At 54.5% G+C, this 20,880-nt stretch carries 17 protein-coding genes; 7 read left to right on the top strand and 10 right to left on the bottom strand.

Annotation, left to right across the window (positions count from 1 at the left end; genetic code table 11):
- Nucleotides 1–11: 11 nt before the first annotated feature.
- The 4 genes from bioB to Q0O33_RS03230 all read right to left on the bottom strand — a co-directional run bounded on the left by bioB (nt 12) and on the right by Q0O33_RS03230 (nt 5,378).
- Nucleotides 12–1,049, bottom strand: coding sequence for a biotin synthase BioB (bioB, locus tag Q0O33_RS03245; RefSeq protein ID WP_295495985.1), 1,038 nt, complete (start codon nt 1,047–1,049; stop codon nt 12–14).
- Between the two features lie 98 nt (nt 1,050–1,147).
- Nucleotides 1,148–3,271, bottom strand: a complete 2,124-nt coding sequence (scpA, locus tag Q0O33_RS03240; protein WP_295495982.1) for a methylmalonyl-CoA mutase — start codon at nt 3,269–3,271, stop codon at nt 1,148–1,150.
- Between the two features lie 130 nt (nt 3,272–3,401).
- The gene (gene mce / locus Q0O33_RS03235; RefSeq protein WP_295495980.1) at nt 3,402–3,842 is read right to left on the bottom strand and encodes a methylmalonyl-CoA epimerase; all 441 of its coding nucleotides are present in this window, start codon (nt 3,840–3,842) and stop codon (nt 3,402–3,404) included.
- Nucleotides 3,843–3,851: 9 nt separating this feature from the next.
- Nucleotides 3,852–5,378: an acyl-CoA carboxylase subunit beta gene (locus Q0O33_RS03230; protein WP_295495977.1), complete on the bottom strand. Its 1,527-nt coding sequence runs from the start codon at nt 5,376–5,378 to the stop codon at nt 3,852–3,854.
- A 144-nt stretch (nt 5,379–5,522) separates the two neighbouring features.
- Between Q0O33_RS03230 and Q0O33_RS03225 the strand changes: the two genes are divergently transcribed.
- On the top strand, nt 5,523–6,464 hold the full coding sequence (locus tag Q0O33_RS03225; RefSeq protein ID WP_295495974.1) for a rhodanese-related sulfurtransferase: 942 nt from the start codon (nt 5,523–5,525) through the stop codon (nt 6,462–6,464).
- A 54-nt stretch (nt 6,465–6,518) separates the two neighbouring features.
- Complete coding sequence (locus Q0O33_RS03220; protein WP_295495971.1) at nt 6,519–7,148, top strand: glutathione S-transferase; 630 nt, start codon at nt 6,519–6,521, stop codon at nt 7,146–7,148.
- Here Q0O33_RS03220 and gorA read toward each other — a convergent pair whose 3' ends face one another.
- Together gorA and pgi are read right to left on the bottom strand one after the other, a co-directional pair.
- Nucleotides 7,149–8,495 carry a glutathione-disulfide reductase gene (gorA, locus tag Q0O33_RS03215; RefSeq protein WP_295495968.1) on the bottom strand — a complete coding sequence of 449 codons (1,347 nt, stop codon included), beginning with the start codon at nt 8,493–8,495 and terminating at the stop codon, nt 7,149–7,151. It abuts the gene before it with no gap.
- Between the two features lie 96 nt (nt 8,496–8,591).
- The gene (gene pgi, locus Q0O33_RS03210) at nt 8,592–10,094 is read right to left on the bottom strand and encodes a glucose-6-phosphate isomerase (RefSeq protein WP_295495965.1); all 1,503 of its coding nucleotides are present in this window, start codon (nt 10,092–10,094) and stop codon (nt 8,592–8,594) included.
- A 121-nt stretch (nt 10,095–10,215) separates the two neighbouring features.
- Between pgi and lepB the strand changes: the two genes are divergently transcribed.
- From lepB to era, 3 genes are read left to right on the top strand one after another with little or no spacing between them, the layout of a single operon-like run.
- On the top strand, nt 10,216–11,085 hold the full coding sequence (gene lepB, locus Q0O33_RS03205) for a signal peptidase I (protein ID WP_295495962.1): 870 nt from the start codon (nt 10,216–10,218) through the stop codon (nt 11,083–11,085).
- Nucleotides 11,082–11,750 (top strand): ribonuclease III, encoded by a 669-nt coding sequence (rnc, locus tag Q0O33_RS03200; protein ID WP_295495959.1) that lies wholly within the window; start codon nt 11,082–11,084, stop codon nt 11,748–11,750. The genes lepB and rnc overlap by 4 nt, the downstream gene beginning before the upstream one ends.
- Complete coding sequence (gene era / locus Q0O33_RS03195; RefSeq protein WP_295495956.1) at nt 11,747–12,640, top strand: GTPase Era; 894 nt, start codon at nt 11,747–11,749, stop codon at nt 12,638–12,640. Before rnc ends, era begins: the two co-directional genes overlap by 4 nt.
- Nucleotides 12,641–12,701: 61 nt before the next feature.
- On the opposite strand, the gene topA is transcribed toward era, so the two are convergent.
- From topA to plsY, 3 genes are all read right to left on the bottom strand, one after another.
- Complete coding sequence (gene topA / locus Q0O33_RS03190; RefSeq protein WP_295495953.1) at nt 12,702–15,248, bottom strand: type I DNA topoisomerase; 2,547 nt, start codon at nt 15,246–15,248, stop codon at nt 12,702–12,704.
- 91 nt (nt 15,249–15,339) lie between these two features.
- A complete protein-coding gene (gene dprA, locus Q0O33_RS03185) occupies nt 15,340–16,419 on the bottom strand; it encodes a DNA-processing protein DprA (protein ID WP_295495950.1) in 1,080 nt (359 codons plus the stop codon).
- A gap of 23 nt (nt 16,420–16,442) precedes the next feature.
- Complete coding sequence (gene plsY, locus Q0O33_RS03180; RefSeq protein ID WP_295495947.1) at nt 16,443–17,042, bottom strand: glycerol-3-phosphate 1-O-acyltransferase PlsY; 600 nt, start codon at nt 17,040–17,042, stop codon at nt 16,443–16,445.
- Nucleotides 17,043–17,311: 269 nt separating this feature from the next.
- Here plsY and hemA point away from each other — a divergent pair, with 269 nt between their 5' ends.
- Complete coding sequence (gene hemA, locus Q0O33_RS03175) at nt 17,312–18,532, top strand: 5-aminolevulinate synthase (RefSeq protein WP_295496061.1); 1,221 nt, start codon at nt 17,312–17,314, stop codon at nt 18,530–18,532.
- On the opposite strand, the gene Q0O33_RS03170 is transcribed toward hemA, so the two are convergent.
- The gene (locus tag Q0O33_RS03170; RefSeq protein WP_295495945.1) at nt 18,520–19,506 is read right to left on the bottom strand and encodes a threonine/serine dehydratase; all 987 of its coding nucleotides are present in this window, start codon (nt 19,504–19,506) and stop codon (nt 18,520–18,522) included. The genes hemA and Q0O33_RS03170 overlap by 13 nt on opposite strands.
- A gap of 54 nt (nt 19,507–19,560) precedes the next feature.
- Here Q0O33_RS03170 and Q0O33_RS03165 point away from each other — a divergent pair, with 54 nt between their 5' ends.
- Entirely contained in the window at nt 19,561–20,769 is a 1,209-nt protein-coding gene (locus tag Q0O33_RS03165) for a saccharopine dehydrogenase family protein (protein ID WP_295495944.1), read from the top strand.
- Nucleotides 20,770–20,880: the final 111 nt, after the last annotated feature.

Here is a 20,880-nt window from a genome sequence, read left to right as displayed (position 1 = left end):
TATCGTCAAACTCACTCTGCCGCCTCAAGCGCCTTGCATGCGCGCAGCGGCTCTTCCGCCTCCATAGCGCGCAAGCCTAATTTTGCCATTAGCGCAGCGTCCTTATCGTCGCCTGCATTGGCTGCGGTCAGCAATTTGTCGCCTGTAAAGATACTGTTCGCGCCAGCCATGAAGCACAAAGCTTGCGTCGCTTCCGACATGCTTTCACGCCCCGCGCTTAGGCGCACCATGCTCATTGGCATGGTGATACGCGCCACCGCAATCGTGCGGACAAATTCAATGTCGTCGATTTTCGCCAGCGGTGTATCGGCCAGCATGTCGCCCAGCACCGTGCCCTTCACAGGGACCAAGGCGTTTACCGGTACGCTTTCGGGATGCTGTGGCAAAGTCGCCAGCGTATGAATGAAGCCAACCCGGTCGGCGCGCGTTTCGCCCATGCCGAGTATGCCGCCGCTGCATACGTTGATGCCCGCACGGCGGACCTCGGCCAGCGTATCGAGCCGGTCCTCCATCGTGCGCGTGGTAATGATCTCATTATACCGCTCTGGCGAGGTATCGATGTTATGGTTATAATAATCCAAGCCAGCATCGGCCAGCATGTCTGCTTGGCTGGGTGTCAACATGCCCAAGGTCATGCAGGTTTCCATGCCCATGGCGCGCACGCCCTGAACAATTTGCACAATCGCTGGCATGTCGCGATCCTTGGGGTTGCGCCACGCAGCGCCCATGCAGAACCTGCGCGATCCCGCATCGGCAGCTTCAGCCGCCTTTTGCAACACGGCTTGGACGTCCATCAACTTCGTTGCCTCAACGCCGCTGTCGGCCTTCACGGATTGCGAACAATATCCGCAGTCTTCGGGGCAGCCGCCCGTTTTGATCGAAAGCAAAGTGCAAAGCTGAATCTGCCCCGCCGCGTGATGCGCGCGGTGCACGGTTTGCGCCTGATATACCAATTCGTCGAACGACAGGTCGAACAAAGTGCCGATTTCTGCGCGCGTCCAGTCGGTGCGGACTTCAGTCAATTTAACACTCCCATCAATATTCGTCATGCTGAACTTGGTTCAGCATCCATCGCGCAGCCAAAACAGTCCGTTTGTGAGGCAAAATGGACCCTGAAACAAGTTCAGGGTGACGGTGCTGTTTAGCATCATGTAGCATCGTGCAAAGGCGGCATATTATGGCCCAATAAAGTCAAAACATCTGCGGCACATTCCACGACATTGCTGCCTGGGCCGTAAATGCCCTGCACCCCTGCCTCCCGCAGAAAATCATAATCCTGTGGTGGAATAACACCTCCAGCAATCACCTTGATGTCGCCGCGTCCTGCCGCGCGCAAACCTTTTACCAATTCGGGTATGAGCGTCTTGTGTCCAGCGGCAAGGCTGGATGCGCCAACGGCATCAACGTCATGTTGCAATGCCAATACGACGGTTTCTTCAGGGGTTTGGAATAATGGCCCGCTGATAACGTCAAAGCCCATGTCGGAGAAAGCCGACGCGATGACATTTGCACCGCGATCATGCCCGTCCTGACCCATTTTCGCGACCAACAGCTTGGGCTTACGGCCCAAGCGGCGGCCAACCGAAGCAACGCCATCCAAGACTTGCGCCCAGCGCTTATCGAATTCATGCGCGCTACCGTAAATCCCTTGTACGGGCACTGGCGTCGTTGCGTAACGACCGAATACAGCCTCCATTGCGTCCGAAATTTCGCCCAAAGTTGCGCGGGCGCGGGCTGCCTCGACCGCGAGTGCCAAGAGGTTTGCGTTGCCTTTTGCACCTTCGGTTAGGGCCATCAACGCTGCCTGACACGCGGCCTCATCACGTGCCGCGCGCGTGGCCGCAAGGCGGGCAATTTGCCCCTGACGGACGAAGTCATTGTCGACCTCCAATGTGTCGAGCTGGTCTTCTGTGGCGAGCTTATATTTGTTCACGCCAACGATGACGTCTTCGCCTTTGTCCACACGCGCTTGTCGTGCGGCGGCCGCTTCCTCGATAAGGCGCTTTGGCATGCCGGACGCAACCGCCTTGGTCATGCCGCCAAGCGCGTCAACCTCACCGATGATTTTCCATGCTTGGTCGACCAATTCAGCCGTCAACGCCTCGACATAATAAGAGCCGCCCAAAGGATCGACGACTTTGGTAATGCCGCTTTCTTCGGCCAACACGATTTGCGTGTTGCGGGCAATGCGCGCTGAAAAATCGGTCGGTAGTGCTATCGCCTCATCGAGCGCATTGGTGTGCAGCGACTGCGTACCACCTAAGGTAGCGGCCATCGCCTCAATCGTCGTGCGGATGACATTGTTGTATGGATCCTGCTCCTGCAACGACACGCCCGATGTCTGACAATGGGTGCGTAGCATTTTGGAGCGTTCATCTTTTGCGCCGAGTTCGTCCATGACACGGTGCCACAAGGTCCGCGCGGCGCGCAGCTTTGACACTTCCATGAAGAAATTCATGCCAATGCCGAAGAAGAAGGACAACCGTCCCGCAAAGGCGTCGATATCCAAGCCTGACGCCATGGCGCGCTGCACATATTCCTTGCCATCGGCAATGGTGAAGGCCAGTTCCTGCACCGCGGTCGCGCCCGCCTCATGCATGTGATAGCCGGAAATCGAGATGCTGTTGAACTTGGGCATGTGCGCGCTGGTATAAGCGATAATGTCCGACACAATCCGCATCGATGGTTCGGGCGGATAGATATAGGTGTTGCGGACCATGAATTCTTTAAGAATATCGTTCTGGATTGTGCCATCGAGTTGCGCTTGGTCGACGCCTTGTTCCTCACCAGCCACAATGAAAAACGCTAAGATGGGGATGACCGCGCCGTTCATGGTCATCGACACGGACATTTGATCGAGCGGAATGCCGTCGAACAAGATTTTCATATCCTCGACGCTATCAATCGCAACGCCAGCCTTGCCAACATCGCCGACAACGCGTGGATGGTCGCTGTCATAGCCCCGATGGGTTGCAAGGTCGAAAGCGACGGAAAGCCCCTTTTGCCCAGCGGCCAAGTTACGACGGTAAAATGCGTTGGATTCCTCAGCGGTCGAGAAACCCGCATATTGGCGGATCGTCCATGGGCGACCCGCATACATCGACGCCCGCACACCGCGCGTAAAAGGCGCAAAGCCGGGAAGGCCAGGATCGCCCGCATCTTGCGCGGTATAGAGCGGCTTTACAGCGATGCCCTCTGGCGTATTCCAGGTCAGGTCCTTGCCCTTAACCTCTTTTTCCGCCGCTTTTTTCCACTGGTCGATATTCGTCATAAAAACTTCCATTTATTAACACGTCACCCTGAACTTGTTCAGGGTCCATTTTACCACTCACTTCTTCGGTCAAAGTGGCATGATGGATGCTGAAACAAGTTCAGCATGACGATTGGGGGTTAATGCGCGGTCAGTGCGCCGTAACACCCACCTCCATAATCTCGGTCAAAACACCTTGCATATCCTTGGGATGCACAAAGAATATCAACGTCCCGTGCGCGCCAATGCGTGGCTCGCCCAGCACGCGTTTGCCCATCGCTTCGAACGCGGCCTTTGCCGCATGGATATCGGGCACCTCGTAACAGACATGATGCTGCCCACCCGCCGGATTTTTCTCCAGAAACGCCGCGATGGATGCATTGCCGGGCAGCGGCTCAATCAACTCAATTTGCGTGCCATTCATCGCGCCATCTGCACCGGGCGTATCAACAAAGCAGACCTTCACCCCCTGATCCGGCAGATCGAACGGTTCATGGATTTTGGTCGCGCCCATCACGTCGCGGTAAAAGACGATGCTGTCCGCGATGGAGGGCGTCGCAACGCCGATATGATTCAGACGTCCGAGTTTCATATTAGATCCTCACAACGGAATATTATCATGCTTCTTCCAAGGGTTTTCCAACGCCTTGTTCCGCAATTTCCGTAAGCCCAAGGCAATCCGCCTCCGCGTGGAATGCGGGTAGATAACCTCATCGATAAAGCCCTTGCTTGCCGCCACGAAGGGGTTGGCGAAACGGTCTTCATATTCCGCGGTTTTCACCGCTTGCTCTTCGGCTGATAGCCCGCGGAAGATAATCTCGACCGCGCCCTTTGCCCCCATCACCGCAATTTCAGCGGTTGGCCATGCGTAATTGAGGTCGCCGCGCAGATGCTTGGACGCCATCACGTCATACGCGCCGCCATAAGCCTTGCGCGTGATGATGGTGATTTTAGGCACCGTCGCCTCGGCATAAGCGAAGAGTAATTTCGCGCCATGCTTGATGATCCCGCCATATTCCTGCGCGGTTCCAGGCAAAAAGCCCGGAACGTCAACGAAGCTGACGATCGGAATGTCGAAAGCATCGCAGAAGCGCACAAAGCGCGCGGCCTTTTTGGAACTGTTGATATCGAGCACGCCTGCCAACACCATCGGCTGATTGGCGACGATGCCTACCGTGCGGCCTTCAATCCGTCCAAAGCCGATGATGATGTTCGCCGCATGGCTGGGCTGGACCTCAAAGAAATCGGCTTCATCGACTGTTTTGCGGATCAGCTCATGCATGTCATAAGGCTGGTTCGCGCTGGGTGGGATCAAGGTGTCGAGACTGGATTCAATCCGGTCCCATGGGTCCTCAGTCGGTCGCTCAGGCACGCCCGTGCGGTTATTCTCAGGCAGATAGTCAAAGAAATCGCGGACCGACAACAAGGCATCTATATCATTTTCAAACGCATTGTCCGCCACGCCAGATTTGGTTGTATGCGACACCGCGCCCCCCAATTCCTCTTGCGTCACGACCTCATTGGTCACTGTTTTTACAACATCGGGACCCGTGACGAACATGTACGACGAATCCTTCACCATGAAGATGAAGTCGGTGATCGCGGGCGAATATACCGCGCCGCCCGCACATGGGCCCATGATCAGCGAAATTTGCGGGACAACGCCGCTGGCTAAGACATTGCGTTGGAACACTTCGGCATAGCCGCCAAGTGAAGCCACGCCCTCTTGTATGCGTGCGCCGCCGCTGTCGTTCAGGCCGATAACCGGCGCGCCGACTTTCATTGCATTGTCCATGACTTTGCAGATTTTCATGGCATGGGCTTCGGACAATGACCCACCGAATACAGTAAAATCCTGACTGTAGACATAGACCAGACGGCCATTGATTGTACCGCTACCCGTGACAACGCCATCGCCCGGTATTTTTTGCTCCGCCATGCCGAAATCGGTGCAATTATGTGTGACATAGGCGTCGAGTTCTTCGAAGCTGCCTTCATCCAGCAAGATATCCAAGCGTTCGCGGGCCGTCAGGCGGCCCTTGGCGTGCTGCGCATCAATACGCTTTTGCCCACCTCCCATTTTCGACGCCGCGCGGCGTGCTTCCAGTTCAGCGATATTGGCCGACATGGCATTCCCCATAAGCAATTTTGTTGACCAAAGCCTTGGCATCCTGTCTCAGCAATTGCAAATTAATCGTGCGATTAAATTCAGTTTACCCCGCCATAGATTGCAGGCTGCCAAAATCCAAAAAGCGCGTTATAGAGCCGCTTCATGGACGAACTTCACCCCATTAAAGTTGCCGCGCTCTACCGCTTTGTCGCATTTGACGCGCCAGAGGAACTGCAGCCACGGATTCAGGCACAATGCGCCGCGGGCGGCATCAAGGGCACGATATTGTTGGCGCATGAGGGCATCAATGGAACCGTGGCTGGAAACCCTTCCGACATCGACGCCTTAATCGCGTTTTTGCGCGACATCCCGGGGTGCGCCGAACTGGATGTAAAATATTCAGTTGCCAAGGACATGCCCTTTTACCGGATGAAGGTGCGCCTGAAAAAAGAGATTGTTACGCTTGGGGTTGAGGGCATCGACCCAAAACGTGAAGTGGGCACTTATGTGCAGCCAGAGGATTGGAATGCGCTGATTTCCGATCCAGACACGGTGTTAATCGATACGCGGAATGATTATGAGGTGGCGATTGGCACGTTTGAAGGTGCGGTTGACCCCAGAACCAAATCCTTCAGTGAATTTCCCGATTGGTTTCGCGCGCATCGTGCGGAGCTAGCAGCAGGCAAAACAAAATTTGCCATGTTCTGCACAGGCGGAATTCGGTGCGAAAAATCAACGGCATTTTTGAAGGCAGAAGGTATAGACGAGGTCTATCATCTGGAAGGCGGCATTTTGCGCTATCTGGAGAATATTCCGGAAGCTCAAAGCAAATGGCAGGGTGAATGTTTCGTATTCGATGAACGCGTGTCGGTGAAGCATGGCTTAGAGCTTGGTGAAATGGAGCTTTGCCACGCGTGCCGCCGCCCGATTTCACAAGAGGATAAGGCCTCCGTTCATTTTGTCGAAGGCGTGTCGTGCCCGGCTTGCTATGCCGAACGTAGCGAAGAGGATCGCGACCGTTTTGCGGAACGGCAAAAGCAGATCGCCTTGGCCAAAAAGCGCGGCAAGCAGCATATTGGCTTTAATCCGCGTGATGATCGCTAATTTGCAGCTTATGGGTGTCACCCGCAGTCGAAACACAAGGCGCAGCATAGGCAAATGACCACCCTGCCCATCCTCTATAGTTTCCGACGCTGCCCTTATGCCATGCGCGCTCGTATGGCCGTCGCGGTCAGCGGCGTGCACGTGGAACTACGCGAGGTCGTGTTGCGCGACAAGCCACCGGAAATGTTAGAGGCATCCCCCAAAGGGACCGTTCCCGTTTTGGTGCTACCCGATGGCGGGGTGTTAGAGCAAAGTCTCGATATCATGCGCTGGGCGCTCGCACAAAGCGATCCCAAGGACTGGCTGACCCATGATGACCAAAATCTAGTTTTGGCGACTGACGGGCCATTTAAACAAGCCCTGGACAGGTATAAATATCCGCATCGTTATGACCTGACCGATGGCAGCCCACATCGCGACGCCGCCTTGATGCATCTTGGTGACCTGAATGACCGATTGGCCGGCGCGCCCTATCTCGGCGGCACACAGCCAGCCTTCACCGATATCGCCATATTTCCTTTTGTTCGGCAATTTGCCGCAACCGATGCCGCATGGTTTTCGGCCTTGCCCCTGCCCGCGCTGCAAAGCTGGCTTGCCGCTTTTGTTGGCAGCGACCTGTTCGCAGCTATCATGACCCGCTACCCGCAATGGAAAGCGGGCGATGCGCTGGTGCACTTTCCCTGATTATTTCATCAACACCAATTCTTCGGACATGCTCGGGTGCAAGGCGACGGTATCGTCAAAATCCTGCTTGGTAAGCCCTGCCTTAACCGCAATGGCCGCCGCTTGCAGAATTTCGCCGCTGTCGGGGCCGATTAAGTGAAGGCCGACAACCCGTTCAGTGGGACCTGCCACAATCATTTTATACAAGGCCCGCTCATTGCGGTCGGCCAACACGTTTTTCATAGCGCGAAAATCGCTTTTGTAGACTTTGACGTCATCATGTTGCGTCCGTGCTTCCGCCTCGGTCATACCCACGCTGGCAATGGGTGGGTTGCTGAAAACCGCCGTTGGAATGCAGTCATAATTGACCGTACGCGGATTGTTGCCGAACACGCTGTCGGCAAAGGCATGACCTTCACGGATGGCAATCGGCGTCAATTGCACACGGTTGGTGACGTCACCAACTGCGTAAATGCTTGGAATATTTGTGCGGTTGTCGTCACCGACCTTCACCGACCCGTCTTTGCCAAGGTCAACGCCGACCTGCTCTAAGCCAAGCCCAATCGTATGCGGCGTGCGTCCGATGGCCCATAACAGCAAATCGGTCTCGATGACCTCGCCGTTGTCGCCGGTAATCAAAAGGGTGCCGTCATCCTGTTTCGTCACCGATTTGATGCCGAAGTGGAAATGGACATCGATACCTTTTTGACGACTTAGGTCGACCAAGCGATCGACAATCTCGTCATCATAGCTGCGCAATATGCGGTCGCCATGTGTGACAAGTTTAACTTCAACACCCAATTCGTTAAAAATACCGGCAAATTCATTTGCAATATAACCACCGCCCACAATCACGGCGCGCTTGGGCAATTCAGGAAGACTGAAAACTTCGTTCGATGTGATCCCATGGCCTGCGCCCGGAATTTCCGGGACCGAGGGCCACGCGCCCGTGGCAATCAAGATATGCGCCGCGGTAATGTCCCGCCCGCCGGAAAGTTGAACGCTGTTTGGCCCAGTCACTGTCGCGCGTTCGCGAAAAACCTCGACCTTGTTGTTGCCAAGCGTCTGGCCATATAGCCCTTCCAAACGGTTGACCTCGGCAGCGACATTGTCGCGCAGGACGCTCCAATCAAATGTCGCGCCTTCGGTGTTCCAGCCAAAACGTTGTGCGTCGTGCAAATCTTCGGCGAAATGCGATCCATAAACCAACAGCTTTTTGGGCACACAGCCGCGAATGACGCAGGTGCCGCCAACACGATGCTCCTCCGCCACGACAACACGCGCGCCATGCGATGCCGCAATGCGCGCAGCACGGACGCCGCCGGAGCCTGCGCCAATGACGAAGAGATCATAGTCAAAATCAGCCATATATTGTTCTTTCCTGTGTCCCCGCGATATGGGGACAGGTTCATCATTTTACCAACGGGAATTCTCGCCCATTGTTATCGCATAATTACCGATGGCTCAGATATCGCCCAGCGCCGCTGCGATCAGCGCAGTGGTAGACGGGTCAAAACCGCTTGCACCATTGTCGCTAATGCTTTTGGCAATTTGCTTGCCAAGCTCAACGCCGAATTGGTCGAAGGGGTTAATGCCCAATAGAACCGCATTCACAAATGTCCGGTGTTCGTAAAACGCTATCAATGCCCCCACCGTTGCGGGCGTGACGTCATCCAACAATATCGTCGTAGACGGACGGTTGCCGACATAATTGCGCGCCAAATCATCGGATTTCTGCCCCGCCATCAGTGCCGCGCCTTGGGCAAAGCAATTGACCAGCAAGGTTTCATGATGCGCGGTATCGAAATCATGCCCCGGCGTCTTGCTGGCAATGAATTCGACGGGGATCAGATGCGTGCCCTGATGCAGCAATTGGAACACGGCATGCTGTGCATCGGTGCCTACGCCGCCCCATGTCACAGGCGCGCTGTGGCGTCCAAGCGGCGCGCCTTCGGCAGTTACCGACTTGCCGTTTGATTCCATCTCTAGCTGCTGAAGATAATCAGGTAGTAGGCGCAAACGCTCATCATAGGCAAATACCGCACGTGTCTGACATGCCTTGGTTTGAGCATAATAAAGATCCGCAAATGCAGCCAAGGTTGGGGCGTTCTCCATGTTAGGGGCATTGCGGAAATGCGCGTCCATGGCGGCTGCACCATCCAGCAGTTCCTGATACACCGACCATCCAAGACCAAGCGCAACGGGAAAGCCGATGGAGCACCACAAGGAATAACGGCCACCCACGGTTTCGTTGAACGGCAATATCCGGCTTTCGTCGATGCCCCATTCGATCGCTTTATCGGGATAGGCTGTTAGTGCGACAAACTGTGCGTAAGGGTCTGCCACACCGCCGTCGCGCATCCATTCCATGGCGCTTGTGGCATTGAGCAACGTTTCCGTGGTGGTAAAGGTTTTGGAAGCAACGGCGACAATCGTCTTGTGCGGGTCCATGTCCTTCACCGCTTCCGTCAACGCAGCCCCATCAATATTGGACACCACTTTAACGTCATAACGTGCGCCATCGCGGCCCAGTGCGTCGATGAGCAATTTAGGGCCAAGTGCCGATCCGCCAATGCCGATATGCAATATATGACGGATGTCGCCCATCAGGCCGGCATCAATAGCCTCAACCAACCCGCGGATGCGTTGCTGCAGCGCGCGCGCATAAGCGACGGATTCGGGATCGCCCAACCCGCGTTCGGCAGGATGCTCTGCGGCGCGCCCTTCGGTCACATTGATAGCGGCACCCGAAAATAAAGAAGCCTTTGCAGCGTCAAGCTGCATATCTTCCCCAAGCTTGGCAAAATGACTTAACGCCGCATCATCGAGATGCGTTTTTGACAGGTCGAAACGAAGGCCCATGTCCTCTACAGTCATTTTGCCCACGCGATGAACGTCCGACGCGAACAGGTTAACAAGGGATTGCGACTGATGCTGTTCCAACGCAACCCATCGATTATCGGTCATTTTCGGTCTCATCATTATTGGCGTCGTAACGCAGCGTGAATCTCGGCGCTGGCAAATAACGCGCCTTCACGGTAAAAGGCCAGCCTATCCGTCATTGGACGACAATTTTTTGTGAGATTTTGTGACTTCAAATACTGAAAAGCCGCGTGATTCATCTGCAACTGCGCCTGCATCGTCAGAATGGCGCGAATATGGTGGCTTCTTGCTGAAGCTTGCCTTGTTCGTTTTCATATTACGTAGTTTTATCGTTTCGCCCTTCAACATCCCGTCGGAATCGATGCAGCCACGCTTGCTCATCGGCGATTATCTACTCGTGGCGAAATGGCCATATGGCTATTCCAAAAACAGCCTTCCTTTTGCCTTACCGATTATCCCCGGACGGATTTTTGCTAACCAACCAGAACGCGGTGATGTGGTGGTTTTCAAGGCCCCGATGTCTAACGGTACCGATTATATAAAGCGCGTCATTGGCCTGCCCGGTGATGTCATTCAGATGCGCGAGGGCATCCTCGAAATCAATGGCGTCGCCGTCAAGAAGGAGCGGATTGCCGATCTGGTCATTCCGGTTACACAAAATATGCGTGATGCTGCTGCGCTTGACCGCAACCCATTCCCTTGCTGGCGTCCTGATATGGAAGAACCCGCAGCGAAGGGCGGCACGCAATGCCGCTACCCCCGTTTTCGCGAGACATTGCCGGAGGGCAGAAGCTACGAAATTCTGGATCTTGCGAACGGTCTAGAGGGTGACAACACCGAAGCCTTTGTTGTTGGGCAAGGCGACCTGTTCCTGATGGGCGATAATCGGGACCGCAGCGCCGACAGCAGATGGTCACCCATCGAAAAGCCCGGCGCCATCGGTATGGTACCGCAGGAAAATCTGGTGGGCCGCGCTTTGGTCTCGGTGTTCTCCACGGATGGATCGTCGCATTGGCTGCTGCCATGGACCTGGTTTACGGCCACGCGCGCGGAACGTATTGGACAAGGGTTTTGACGAACGACGAACAAGAGGCTTGGCTATCCGAGTTACTTCCCGAACGGCCAAAAGACATTGCCCTATACCAGCGTGCACTCACGCATGGCAGTACGGGGCAACCGGACTATCAACGACTTGAATTTCTGGGCGATCGGATATTGGGTCTGATCATCGCCGACATGCTTTATCATAGCTATAAGGATGAGGCCGAGGGACGGCTGTCGCATCGGTTGAATGCGCTGGTGTCAGGCGTAACCTGCGCAGAGATTGCACGACAAATCGGCCTGCCGCCTTATGTCCGGCTTGGAAAGCAAGCCCGCGATGATGGTGCCCAACAAAGCGACAATGTGCTGGGTGATGTCATGGAGGCGATTATTGGCGCTGTGTATCTGGACCATGGCCTACTCGTCACCCGCGATCTTGTAGAACGGCTCTGGAGGCCACTTCTTGAATCCGCAAATGGTGCCCCCAAACATCCTAAATCCGAACTCCAAGAATGGTGCGCCGCCCACGGGCGTAAGGTGCCTGAATATGTCATCACCAAAAAAGAAGGCCCTCCCCACGCCATGAGATTTGAAATCACCGTCACCGTAAAGGGCTTTGCACCTGTTGCGGCCACGGCCAACAGCAAACAGGCCGCTGAAACCGCCGCTGCACTTGCATTTTTGGAAGCCAACGCATGACAAAAAAATGCGGACATGTCGCCATTATCGGCGCGCCAAATGCGGGCAAGTCGACCTTGGTCAATGCTCTGGTCGGACAGAAGGTCGCGATTGTTAGCCCCAAGGCACAAACCACGCGCACACGCATGTTGGGTGTAGCCTTGGCCGGCGAAACGCAGATAATCTTGGTCGACACACCGGGCATTTTCGCGGCGCAACGCAGGTTTGACCGCGCAATGGTCGCGGCAGCTTGGGATGGCGCGGGCGATGCCGACATGATCGCGTTGATTGTCGACGGCCGCGCGGGCGCAGGACCGAAAGTGGAAAAGATCCTTGAAGGATTAAAGGACCGCCCAGAACGCAAATGGCTCGTGCTCAACAAGGTCGACATTGCCGCCAAGGACAAATTGCTCGCTTTGACCACGAAACTGACGGATAAATGCGCGTTTGAACAAATTTATTATATCAGTGCTGCGACTGGTGATGGCCTAGAAGAGTTCAAAACCGCGCTTGCTGACAATATGCCTGAGGGCGAATGGCATTTCCCAGAAGACCAAGTGTCTGACGCAACCGAGCGCTTGATCGCGTCAGAAATAACACGCGAGCAACTCTATCTGCAACTGCACGAAGAGCTTCCTTATGCCAGCGCCGTCGAGACTGAAAAATATAGCGAACGCGAGGACGGGTCGCTAGAAATCCACCAGCAGATCTTAGTAGCGCGACCCACGCAGCGCGCCATCGTTCTGGGCAAAGGCGGCACACGGATTAAAGCCATTGGTGAGGCAGCGCGTCTTGAACTGGCCAAGCTCATGGGCGTGAAGGTCCATCTCTATTTGCATGTGAAGGTGCATGCCAAATGGGATGAGGACCTCAGCCTGTATCGCGACATTGGGCTTGAGTGGGTCGAATAACGCGGTTGGTTTTATACCCGAACCATGTCGCCCCAGCGAAGGCTGAGGCGACAGATTTAGTTTAAGTTTTTGCTTTTGCTCTGGCCTTTGCCGGCGCTTTCTTTGCCGCAGCCTTCTTCTTCGGCGCGGCCTTTTTCTTGACCTTCCCCTTAGGCGGCATCGCCGCGCGTGCGTCGATCAATTGCGCGGCTTCTTCCAATGTCAGCTCATTAGGTGAGATAGACTTGGGCAACGTCGCGTTCGTGGTCCCGTCGGTCACATAAGGGCCAAAGCGCCCCTCCATCAACTTAATCTCCGCATCCGTTCGCGGATGTTTGCCGAATTCTTTTAAGGGCGCGCGCGCCGCACCACGGCCGTGGCCGGGGTTGGCCAATGCCTCGGCCAGCTTCACAACTGCGCTGTTCATGCCAGTTTCAAATACTTCAGTCGTCGACTGCAACCGCGCATATTTCCCATTATGCGCTAAATATGGCCCATAACGACCAATGCTTGCCGTGACGGGTTCGCCGCTCTCGGGATGTACGCCGACGGTGCGTGGTAAAGACAGCAACTTAACCGCCCATTCTAGCCCGATGTCCTCCGCAGGAATATCCTTAGGGATAGAGGCGCGTTTAACGTCAGCGCCCTCGCCCATTTCGAAATAGGGACCAAAACGCCCAGATTTTCGGCTGACTTCTAATTGCGTTTCGGGATGCTGCCCAAGTACTTCTGGACCGGTATCCTCGCCGCTCTCGCCGCCGGGCTGCGCAAATTTTCGAGTATATTTGCACTCTGGGTAATTTGAGCAGGCCACAAAGGCGCCAAACTTTCCGCCGCGCAGAGCAAGTCTACCATCGCCACATTTCGGACATATACGTGGATCAGTGCCGTCCTCGCGCTCTGGAAACAGGTAAGGCGACAAGAATATGTCAAGCTCCGCAGTCACTTCAGACGGTTTCTGCTCCATGACTTCAACCGTTTTGGGTTTAAAGTCCCGCCAAAACGCTTCCAGAAAGGACTGCCAATCGGCACGGCCGCCGCTGATTTCATCCAGCTGGTCTTCAAGACCTGCAGTATAATCATAAGCGACATAACGTTCGAAAAATCGTTCTAGAAATGCTGTGAGTAGTCGCCCTGATTCCTCTGCAAAGAAACGATTTTTCTCCACACGAACATAAGCGCGATCTTTCAGAACCTGAATGGTCGACGCATAAGTTGATGGACGGCCAATACCCAATTCCTCCAGTCGTTTAACCAAGGTCGCTTCTGAAAAACGCGGTGGCGGTTGCGTAAAATGCTGCGTTTTCTCCGCAGCGTGCTTGGCGGGTGTGTCGCCAACAGCCAAAGCTGGCAAGATCGCGCCATCTTCGCCCTCGCTATCATCCAAGCCTTCTTCATATACGGCAAGAAATCCCGGGAACTTCATAACTTGCCCGGTCGCGCGTAAGCCGGTCTGTCCCGTGCCGTCGAGCAAATCGACGGTTGTCCGCTCAATGCGGGCCGATGCCATCTGGCTGGCCATCGCGCGTTTAAAAATCAGGTCGTACAAGCGGCCATGGTCCCCTGAACCCGCCTTGTCCCGACTAAAATCAGTTGGCCGGATTGCCTCATGCGCTTCCTGCGCGTTTTTCGCTTTGCTTTGATAAACGCGCGGCTTTTCGGGTAGATAACCGCTGTCAAAACGATCCGAGATGGATTTGCGCGCCGCCGAAATGGCGCTGTGGTCCATTTGCACGCCATCGGTGCGCATATATGTTATCGCGCCATCCTCATACAGACCCTGCGCAATGCGCATTGTGTGACTGGCGGAAAAGCCCAACTTACGTGCGGCTTCTTGTTGTAATGTCGATGTTGTAAAGGGCGGCTGCGGGTTGCGGGTCACAGGCTTTGTTTCGACGGTTTCGACCGTGAATTTGCTCGATTCCACAGCAAGACGTGCTTGCTCGGCGTCATTTTCGGTCTTCAGGTCCATCTTGTCGAGTTTCTTGCCCAGATATTGGATTAAACGGGCATCAAATTTTTGCCCCTTATGTTCCATCCCGGCCTTCACGGACCAATATTCCTGCGCATGGAATGCTTCGATCTCACGTTCACGCTCGACAATCAACCGCAGTGCAACGGACTGCACACGGCCAGCGGACTTTGCGCCAGGCAATTTACGCCACAACACGGGCGACAGCGTAAATCCAACCAGATAGTCTAAGGCACGGCGTGCGCGATAGGCGTCAATCAGGTCGACATCCAACGCGCGCGGATGCTGCATCGCATCGGTTACAGCCTGTTTCGTGATCGCGTTGAACGTCACACGGCCTACTTTGGCCGGCAGCGCCTTTTTCTTTGCGAGCACTTCTTGCACATGCCAGCTAATCGCTTCGCCTTCGCGATCAGGGTCGGTCGCAAGGATGAGGCCATCGGCTTTTTTCGCTTCGTCGGTGATAGCCTTGAGCTGCTTTGCCTTATCGGCGTAATTATCCCACAGCATTTCAAAGCCATTGTCTGGATTAACCGAACCGTCCTTGGGCGGCAAATCGCGGATGTGACCATATGACGCCAGCACCTTGAAACCAGGCCCCAGATATTTCTCGATTGTCTTGGCTTTTGCAGGTGATTCTACGATAACTAATTGCATGATATTTTGCACTTTTCTAAAATCTCTCGCGTACGCGTATAGGCTGATGGGGTGAGGCAGGGCTCGTCAAGACGAAAAATGCAGTTGTATTTTATGCCGCCAAACGGACCTTCCCACCTGCTCCGCGTTCTAGTTTTCCGGCCAACTCGAATTCAAGCAACACCATCTGGACTGTGGATGGACTGCTACCGGATTGCCGCACCAATTCGTCGACCGAGACATAGGTCATGCCCATCAGGTCGATGACGGCGCTGCGTTCGGTGTGGCTGCTGTCATCGGCAATTAAGGTAATCGAAGACACCCATTTAACCCGCGGCGCAAGCATGCGGTTGTCCAAGGGAGAAATAAGCTCGGCAATCTCCGATGCGTTCTGTACCAAATTTGCGCCCTCACGGATAAGCTGGTTACAACCCCGCGACCGTGGATCCAGCGGCGACCCGGGAATAGCCATGACCTCCCGCCCGGCCTCCGCCGCCAGACGCGCGGTAATGAGTGAGCCCGATTTGGGGGCTGCTTCGACCACCACCGTTCCGGCAGATGCGCCAGCAATGATGCGGTTGCGATAGGGGAAATGTCGCGCCCTTGGCTCAGTGTCTGGTGGCTGTTCCGCAATCTGAAGCCCGCGCTCAGCAATAGCATCCTGAAGCGCGCGATTTTCAGGTGGATAAACTACGTCGATACCGCCAGCGATGACTGCGACTGTTCCGCCCTCAATAGATCCTGCGTGCGCGGCGGTATCAATTCCGCGCGCAAGACCCGACACAACAGACAACCCCATTTGGCCTAGTTCGAACGCCAGTTGCCGCGCAAATTGACACGCACCTGCCGATGCATTGCGCGCTCCGACGAGCGCCACGGCAGGGCGCGCCAATAATTCAAGATTGCCCTTCACGCAGATGACGGGCGGCGCATTTTCCAAGTGCGACAGTAAAAAGGGATAGTCCGCATCGCCGATGAAAACATGACGAGCGCCAAAGGCTTGAACAAACTGAAACTCCCGCGCAATTACTGCCTCATTGGCGAGCGCGACCTGCTTTCCACCGCCGCGACGGATGAGATCCGGCAAAGCCTCAAGCGCGGCCCGCGCGCTTCCGAAACGCGCCATAAGTTGACGATAACTGACAGGACCGATGTTCGGGGAGCGGATCAGGCTAAGCTGATCAAAATGCATTTGGCTGTTCCCCATCGCCACGGTCAACTTTTACTTTTGCCTATTCGAGGTTCAGTGCCATTCATGAGATTTTCGATATTGGACCGATGCTTCCAAAACACGATCAATGTGCACGCGGAGAGCAACGCAACCAGTTCATAATGACCGTAAACCGCTGCAGCGACGGGGGCACAAATGGCGGCTATCAAGCCAGCCAGCGACGATATCCGCGATATGAGCAAGACGCCAATCCAAGCGGCCGCGTACACCAAGCCGCCCTGCCAAAACAAACCAAACAAGATGCCCGCATAAGTTGCCACACCCTTGCCGCCTTTGAATTGGAGCCAAACCGGAAAAAGATGGCCGAAAAATGCGCCAGCTGCTGCAAGAATTTCCTCGCCGGGAAGATATTTTGCCGCAAGTAAAACCGCGAATAATCCTTTCAACAGGTCAAGCAGCAATGTGAGCGCGGCAAGCCCTTTGCGACCAGTCCGCAAAACGTTCGTTGCGCCAATATTGCCTGACCCAATGGACCTTATGTCACCGCCGCCGGAAAAACGCGTGAGCAACAAACCGAATGGGATGGAGCCAAGCGCATAACCAAGCAACAAACCCGCAAATATGTTGAACCAAAGATCACTCATCACACGAATCCCTTAACTTTCTGTATTGTGTAGTTGTTTTGTTCCACACGCTCAAGGTCGTCGCCTCTCCTGCGTACGCGCCGGATTCGATGAGCCCCGCATTAACTGCTGTTAGTGCTAGGTTGATTAAATCACTGTAAGTGAAAATATCGCAATAACGGAACCAGAATGAAGCTTATTGCAAGTCGTTCGCGCTGGATTTTTGCATTGCCCGCGATTATTGGCCGTCAACATATTGCGATAGTGGTTTCAAACCGGGGTTAATGTCCGTGAATTATAACGCTGTTTTCGAAAAGGCGATTGACCGGCTTCATGCCGAGGGCCGTTATCGCGTGTTTATCGATATATTGCGGAAAAAGGGCAACTATCCCAACGCACGCTGCTTTGCAGGACATAATGGTCCCAAGGACATCACCGTGTGGTGCTCGAACGACTATTTGTGCATGGGGCAGCATCCCGACGTTATTAATGCGATGGAAAACGCTTTGCATGATGTGGGCGCTGGTTCTGGGGGAACGCGGAACATTGGTGGCAACACCCATTATCATGTCGAACTGGAACAGGAACTCGCTGACTTGCACGGCAAGGATGGCGCTTTGCTGTTCACATCTGGCTATGTTTCGAACGACGCGACCTTGTCTACGCTCGCTAAAGTGCTGCCGGGCTGCATAATTTATTCGGATGAATTGAACCACGCATCGATGATCGCAGGCATCCGCAACGCAGGTTGTGAGAAACGTGTTTGGCGGCACAATGACCTCGCACATCTTGAAGAATTGCTTGCAGCCGATGATCCGGAAGCACCGAAGCTGATTGCCTTTGAAAGCGTCTATTCGATGGATGGTGACGTTGCGCCTATTGGTGCGGTGTGCGATCTTGCCGAAAAATATAACGCGCTTACTTATTGCGACGAAGTCCATGCCGTTGGCATGTATGGTGCACGTGGCGGCGGTATCTCAGAACGGGATGCGGTGGCGGACCGTGTGACCATTATCGAAGGCACGCTTGGCAAAGCATTCGGCGTTATGGGCGGCTATATTGCTGCGGATAAAAATATCATTGATGTTATCCGTTCTTATGCCCCGGGATTCATCTTCACAACATCCTTGTCACCTGTTTTGGTCGCAGGCGTATTGGCTGCTGTGCGCCATTTGAAAGCCTCAAGCGTGGAGCGCGATGCGCAGCAAGCCAATGCGGCTATGTTGAAAAAGCTGTTTGCCGACGCAGGTCTGCCCGTGATGTTAAGCAACACGCATATCGTGCCGTTGATGGTCGGCGACCCCATAAAAGCCAAAAAAATTAGTGACATATTGCTTGCTGAATATGGCGTATATGTGCAGCCGATCAATTATCCGACAGTGCCACGTGGCACGGAACGGTTGCGCTTTACGCCGGGCCCCCAACATGATGAGGGCATGATGCGTAATTTAACGGCGGCGTTATTGGAAATCTGGGGCCGGATGGAAATGCCGATCGCTCAGGCCGCCTGAGCAAGCAACTTTACGAACAACTCCCGATCCACGTTTCCGCCTGACAGGGTCACGGCGGTAACAGCTTTTGGTTGTATCTTTCCGGCAATCAGAGCAGCCAGCGCGACGGCGCCACCTGGTTCTACAACAAGGTGCAGCTTTTCAAACACCACGCGCATCGCGGTAGCGACCTCGTCAGTCGTTACAGAAACACCCTGAGACACCCGGTTGCGCAGAATTTCAAAATTAACAGGATAGGTTTGCAGGGTTTGTAGAGCATCGCAATACGTTGGGTGCGTAAGGTCTTTGACAGGCAAAATTTCACACGCGTCAAGCGAGCGAATGATATCATCCCAGCCATCTGGCTCAACAATGGCTATTTCGGCGTCCGGACATGCCAGCGCAAGGCCGGATGCCAAGCCACCTCCGCCGCAGCAAGAAACAATCAAATCCGGCCCGGACAGGCCTAAACCATGAAGTTGTTCCGTGATTTCGATCCCAGCGGTCCCTTGCCCTTCAATCACCCAAGGATCGCCAAAGGCGTGCACCAACGTCGCGCCGCTTTGCACAATCAAACCTGCGGCGATTTCGTCGCGCGATTCGGTAGCGCGGTCGTAGAGAACCACCTCAGCGCCAAGCGCCTTCGTCGCCTCCAGCTTCATACGCGGCGCATTGGATGGCATCACAATAGTCGCCGATATTCCAAGCTTCTTGGCCGCCCAAGCTACGCCCTGTGCATGGTTTCCACTGGACACACCAACAACGCCCCGCGCGCGCTCTTCCTCATTTAGGTCAGAAAGGCGATGCCACGCGCCGCGTATCTTGAAAGCACCGATGGGCTGGAGCATTTCAGCCTTGCACCAGATGGTTACACCATCCACCTCAAGCGGTAACAATGGTGTCTTAGGCAGAATATCGCCAATCTTGGCCATCGCCCGCAGCACGCCCTCGTGCGTTGGCCTTTTGGCAGCCGCAGCCAATTCTTGTTCTGTCATAAAAGGCCCCTATATGCGAGCGCTGAACGAATCTCTGATAAGAGGAAACAGAAGATGAGCAAGATATTGGTTATTGGCGCAGGCGGCGTTGGGTCGGTTGCGGTTCATAAGATGGCCATGAACCAGGATATCTTTAGCCATATCAGCCTCGCAAGCCGCACCAAGTCGAAATGCGATGCGATTGCCACTTCGGTCAAGGAACGCACGGGCGTCGATATCGACACCTATGGCCTTGATGCGGATGATGTTGCTGCAACAACAGCATTGCTGAACCAGATCAAGCCAAGCCTCGTTGTAAACCTTGCTTTGCCTTACCAAGATCTTAACATCATGGATGCGTGTCTGGCCGCTGGCGTGCATTATATGGATACCGCGAATTATGAGCCGTTGGATGTCGCTAAGTTCGAATATCATTGGCAGTGGGCGTATCAGGACCGTTATAAGGACGCTGTCTTAACCGCATTACTTGGTTCGGGCTTTGACCCCGGCGTTACCAGCGTGTTCACGACATACCTGAAGAAGCATTATTTCGACCGCATCGACACGCTCGACATATTGGATTGCAATGGCGGTGACCATGGCCAAGCCTTTGCCACCAACTTCAACCCCGAAATCAACATTCGTGAAGTCACTGCCGTTGCACGGCATTGGGAAAATGGTGACTGGGTCGAAACGCCAGCGATGTCGGTGAAACAAAGCTTCGACTTTGAAGCGGTTGGTCTCAAGAATATGTACCTGATGTATCATGAGGAAATCGAAAGCCTCAAAACCCATTTGCCCGAAATCAAGCGTATCCGGTTCTGGATGACCTTTGGCGATGCGTATATCACGCATCTGAACGTGCTTCAGGCGGTCGGCATGACGCGGATTGACCCTGTCATCTATGAAGGCAAAGAAATCATCCCGCTTCAGTTCTTGAAGGCTGTATTGCCTGAACCCGCCTCGCTTGGCCCGACGACCAAGGGCAAGACCAATATTGGCTGCATCGCGACTGGCCTTGGCAAAGACGGCAAGGAAAAGACGCTCTACATCTACAATATCTGTGATCATGAGGATGCTTATGCAGAAACCGGCAACCAAGCGGTCAGCTATACCACCGGCGTCCCCGCGATGATTGGCGCGGCGATGTTGGTTACGGGCAAATGGTCCGGCGCGGGCGTGTGGAATATCGAACAGTTTGATCCCGATCCCTTCATGGACATGCTCAATGTGCATGGTCTGCCATGGCAGGTGAAGGAATTGGACGGGCCTTTGTCCTTCTAAAACGAGACGGAACAGTAAAATTTAAACCTCACCCTGAACTTGTTTCAGGGTCCATTTTTTCTCTCAATCCTTCGGTCCGCGTGGCACGATGGATGCTAGAACGTCAGTCAC

It is taken from the genome of Sphingorhabdus sp. EL138, assembly GCF_945862485.1.
Classification (GTDB): domain Bacteria; phylum Pseudomonadota; class Alphaproteobacteria; order Sphingomonadales; family Sphingomonadaceae; genus Sphingorhabdus_B.
The sequence above is the reverse complement of the archived record's forward strand: the minus strand, read 5'-3'. Positions and strand labels throughout refer to the sequence as shown.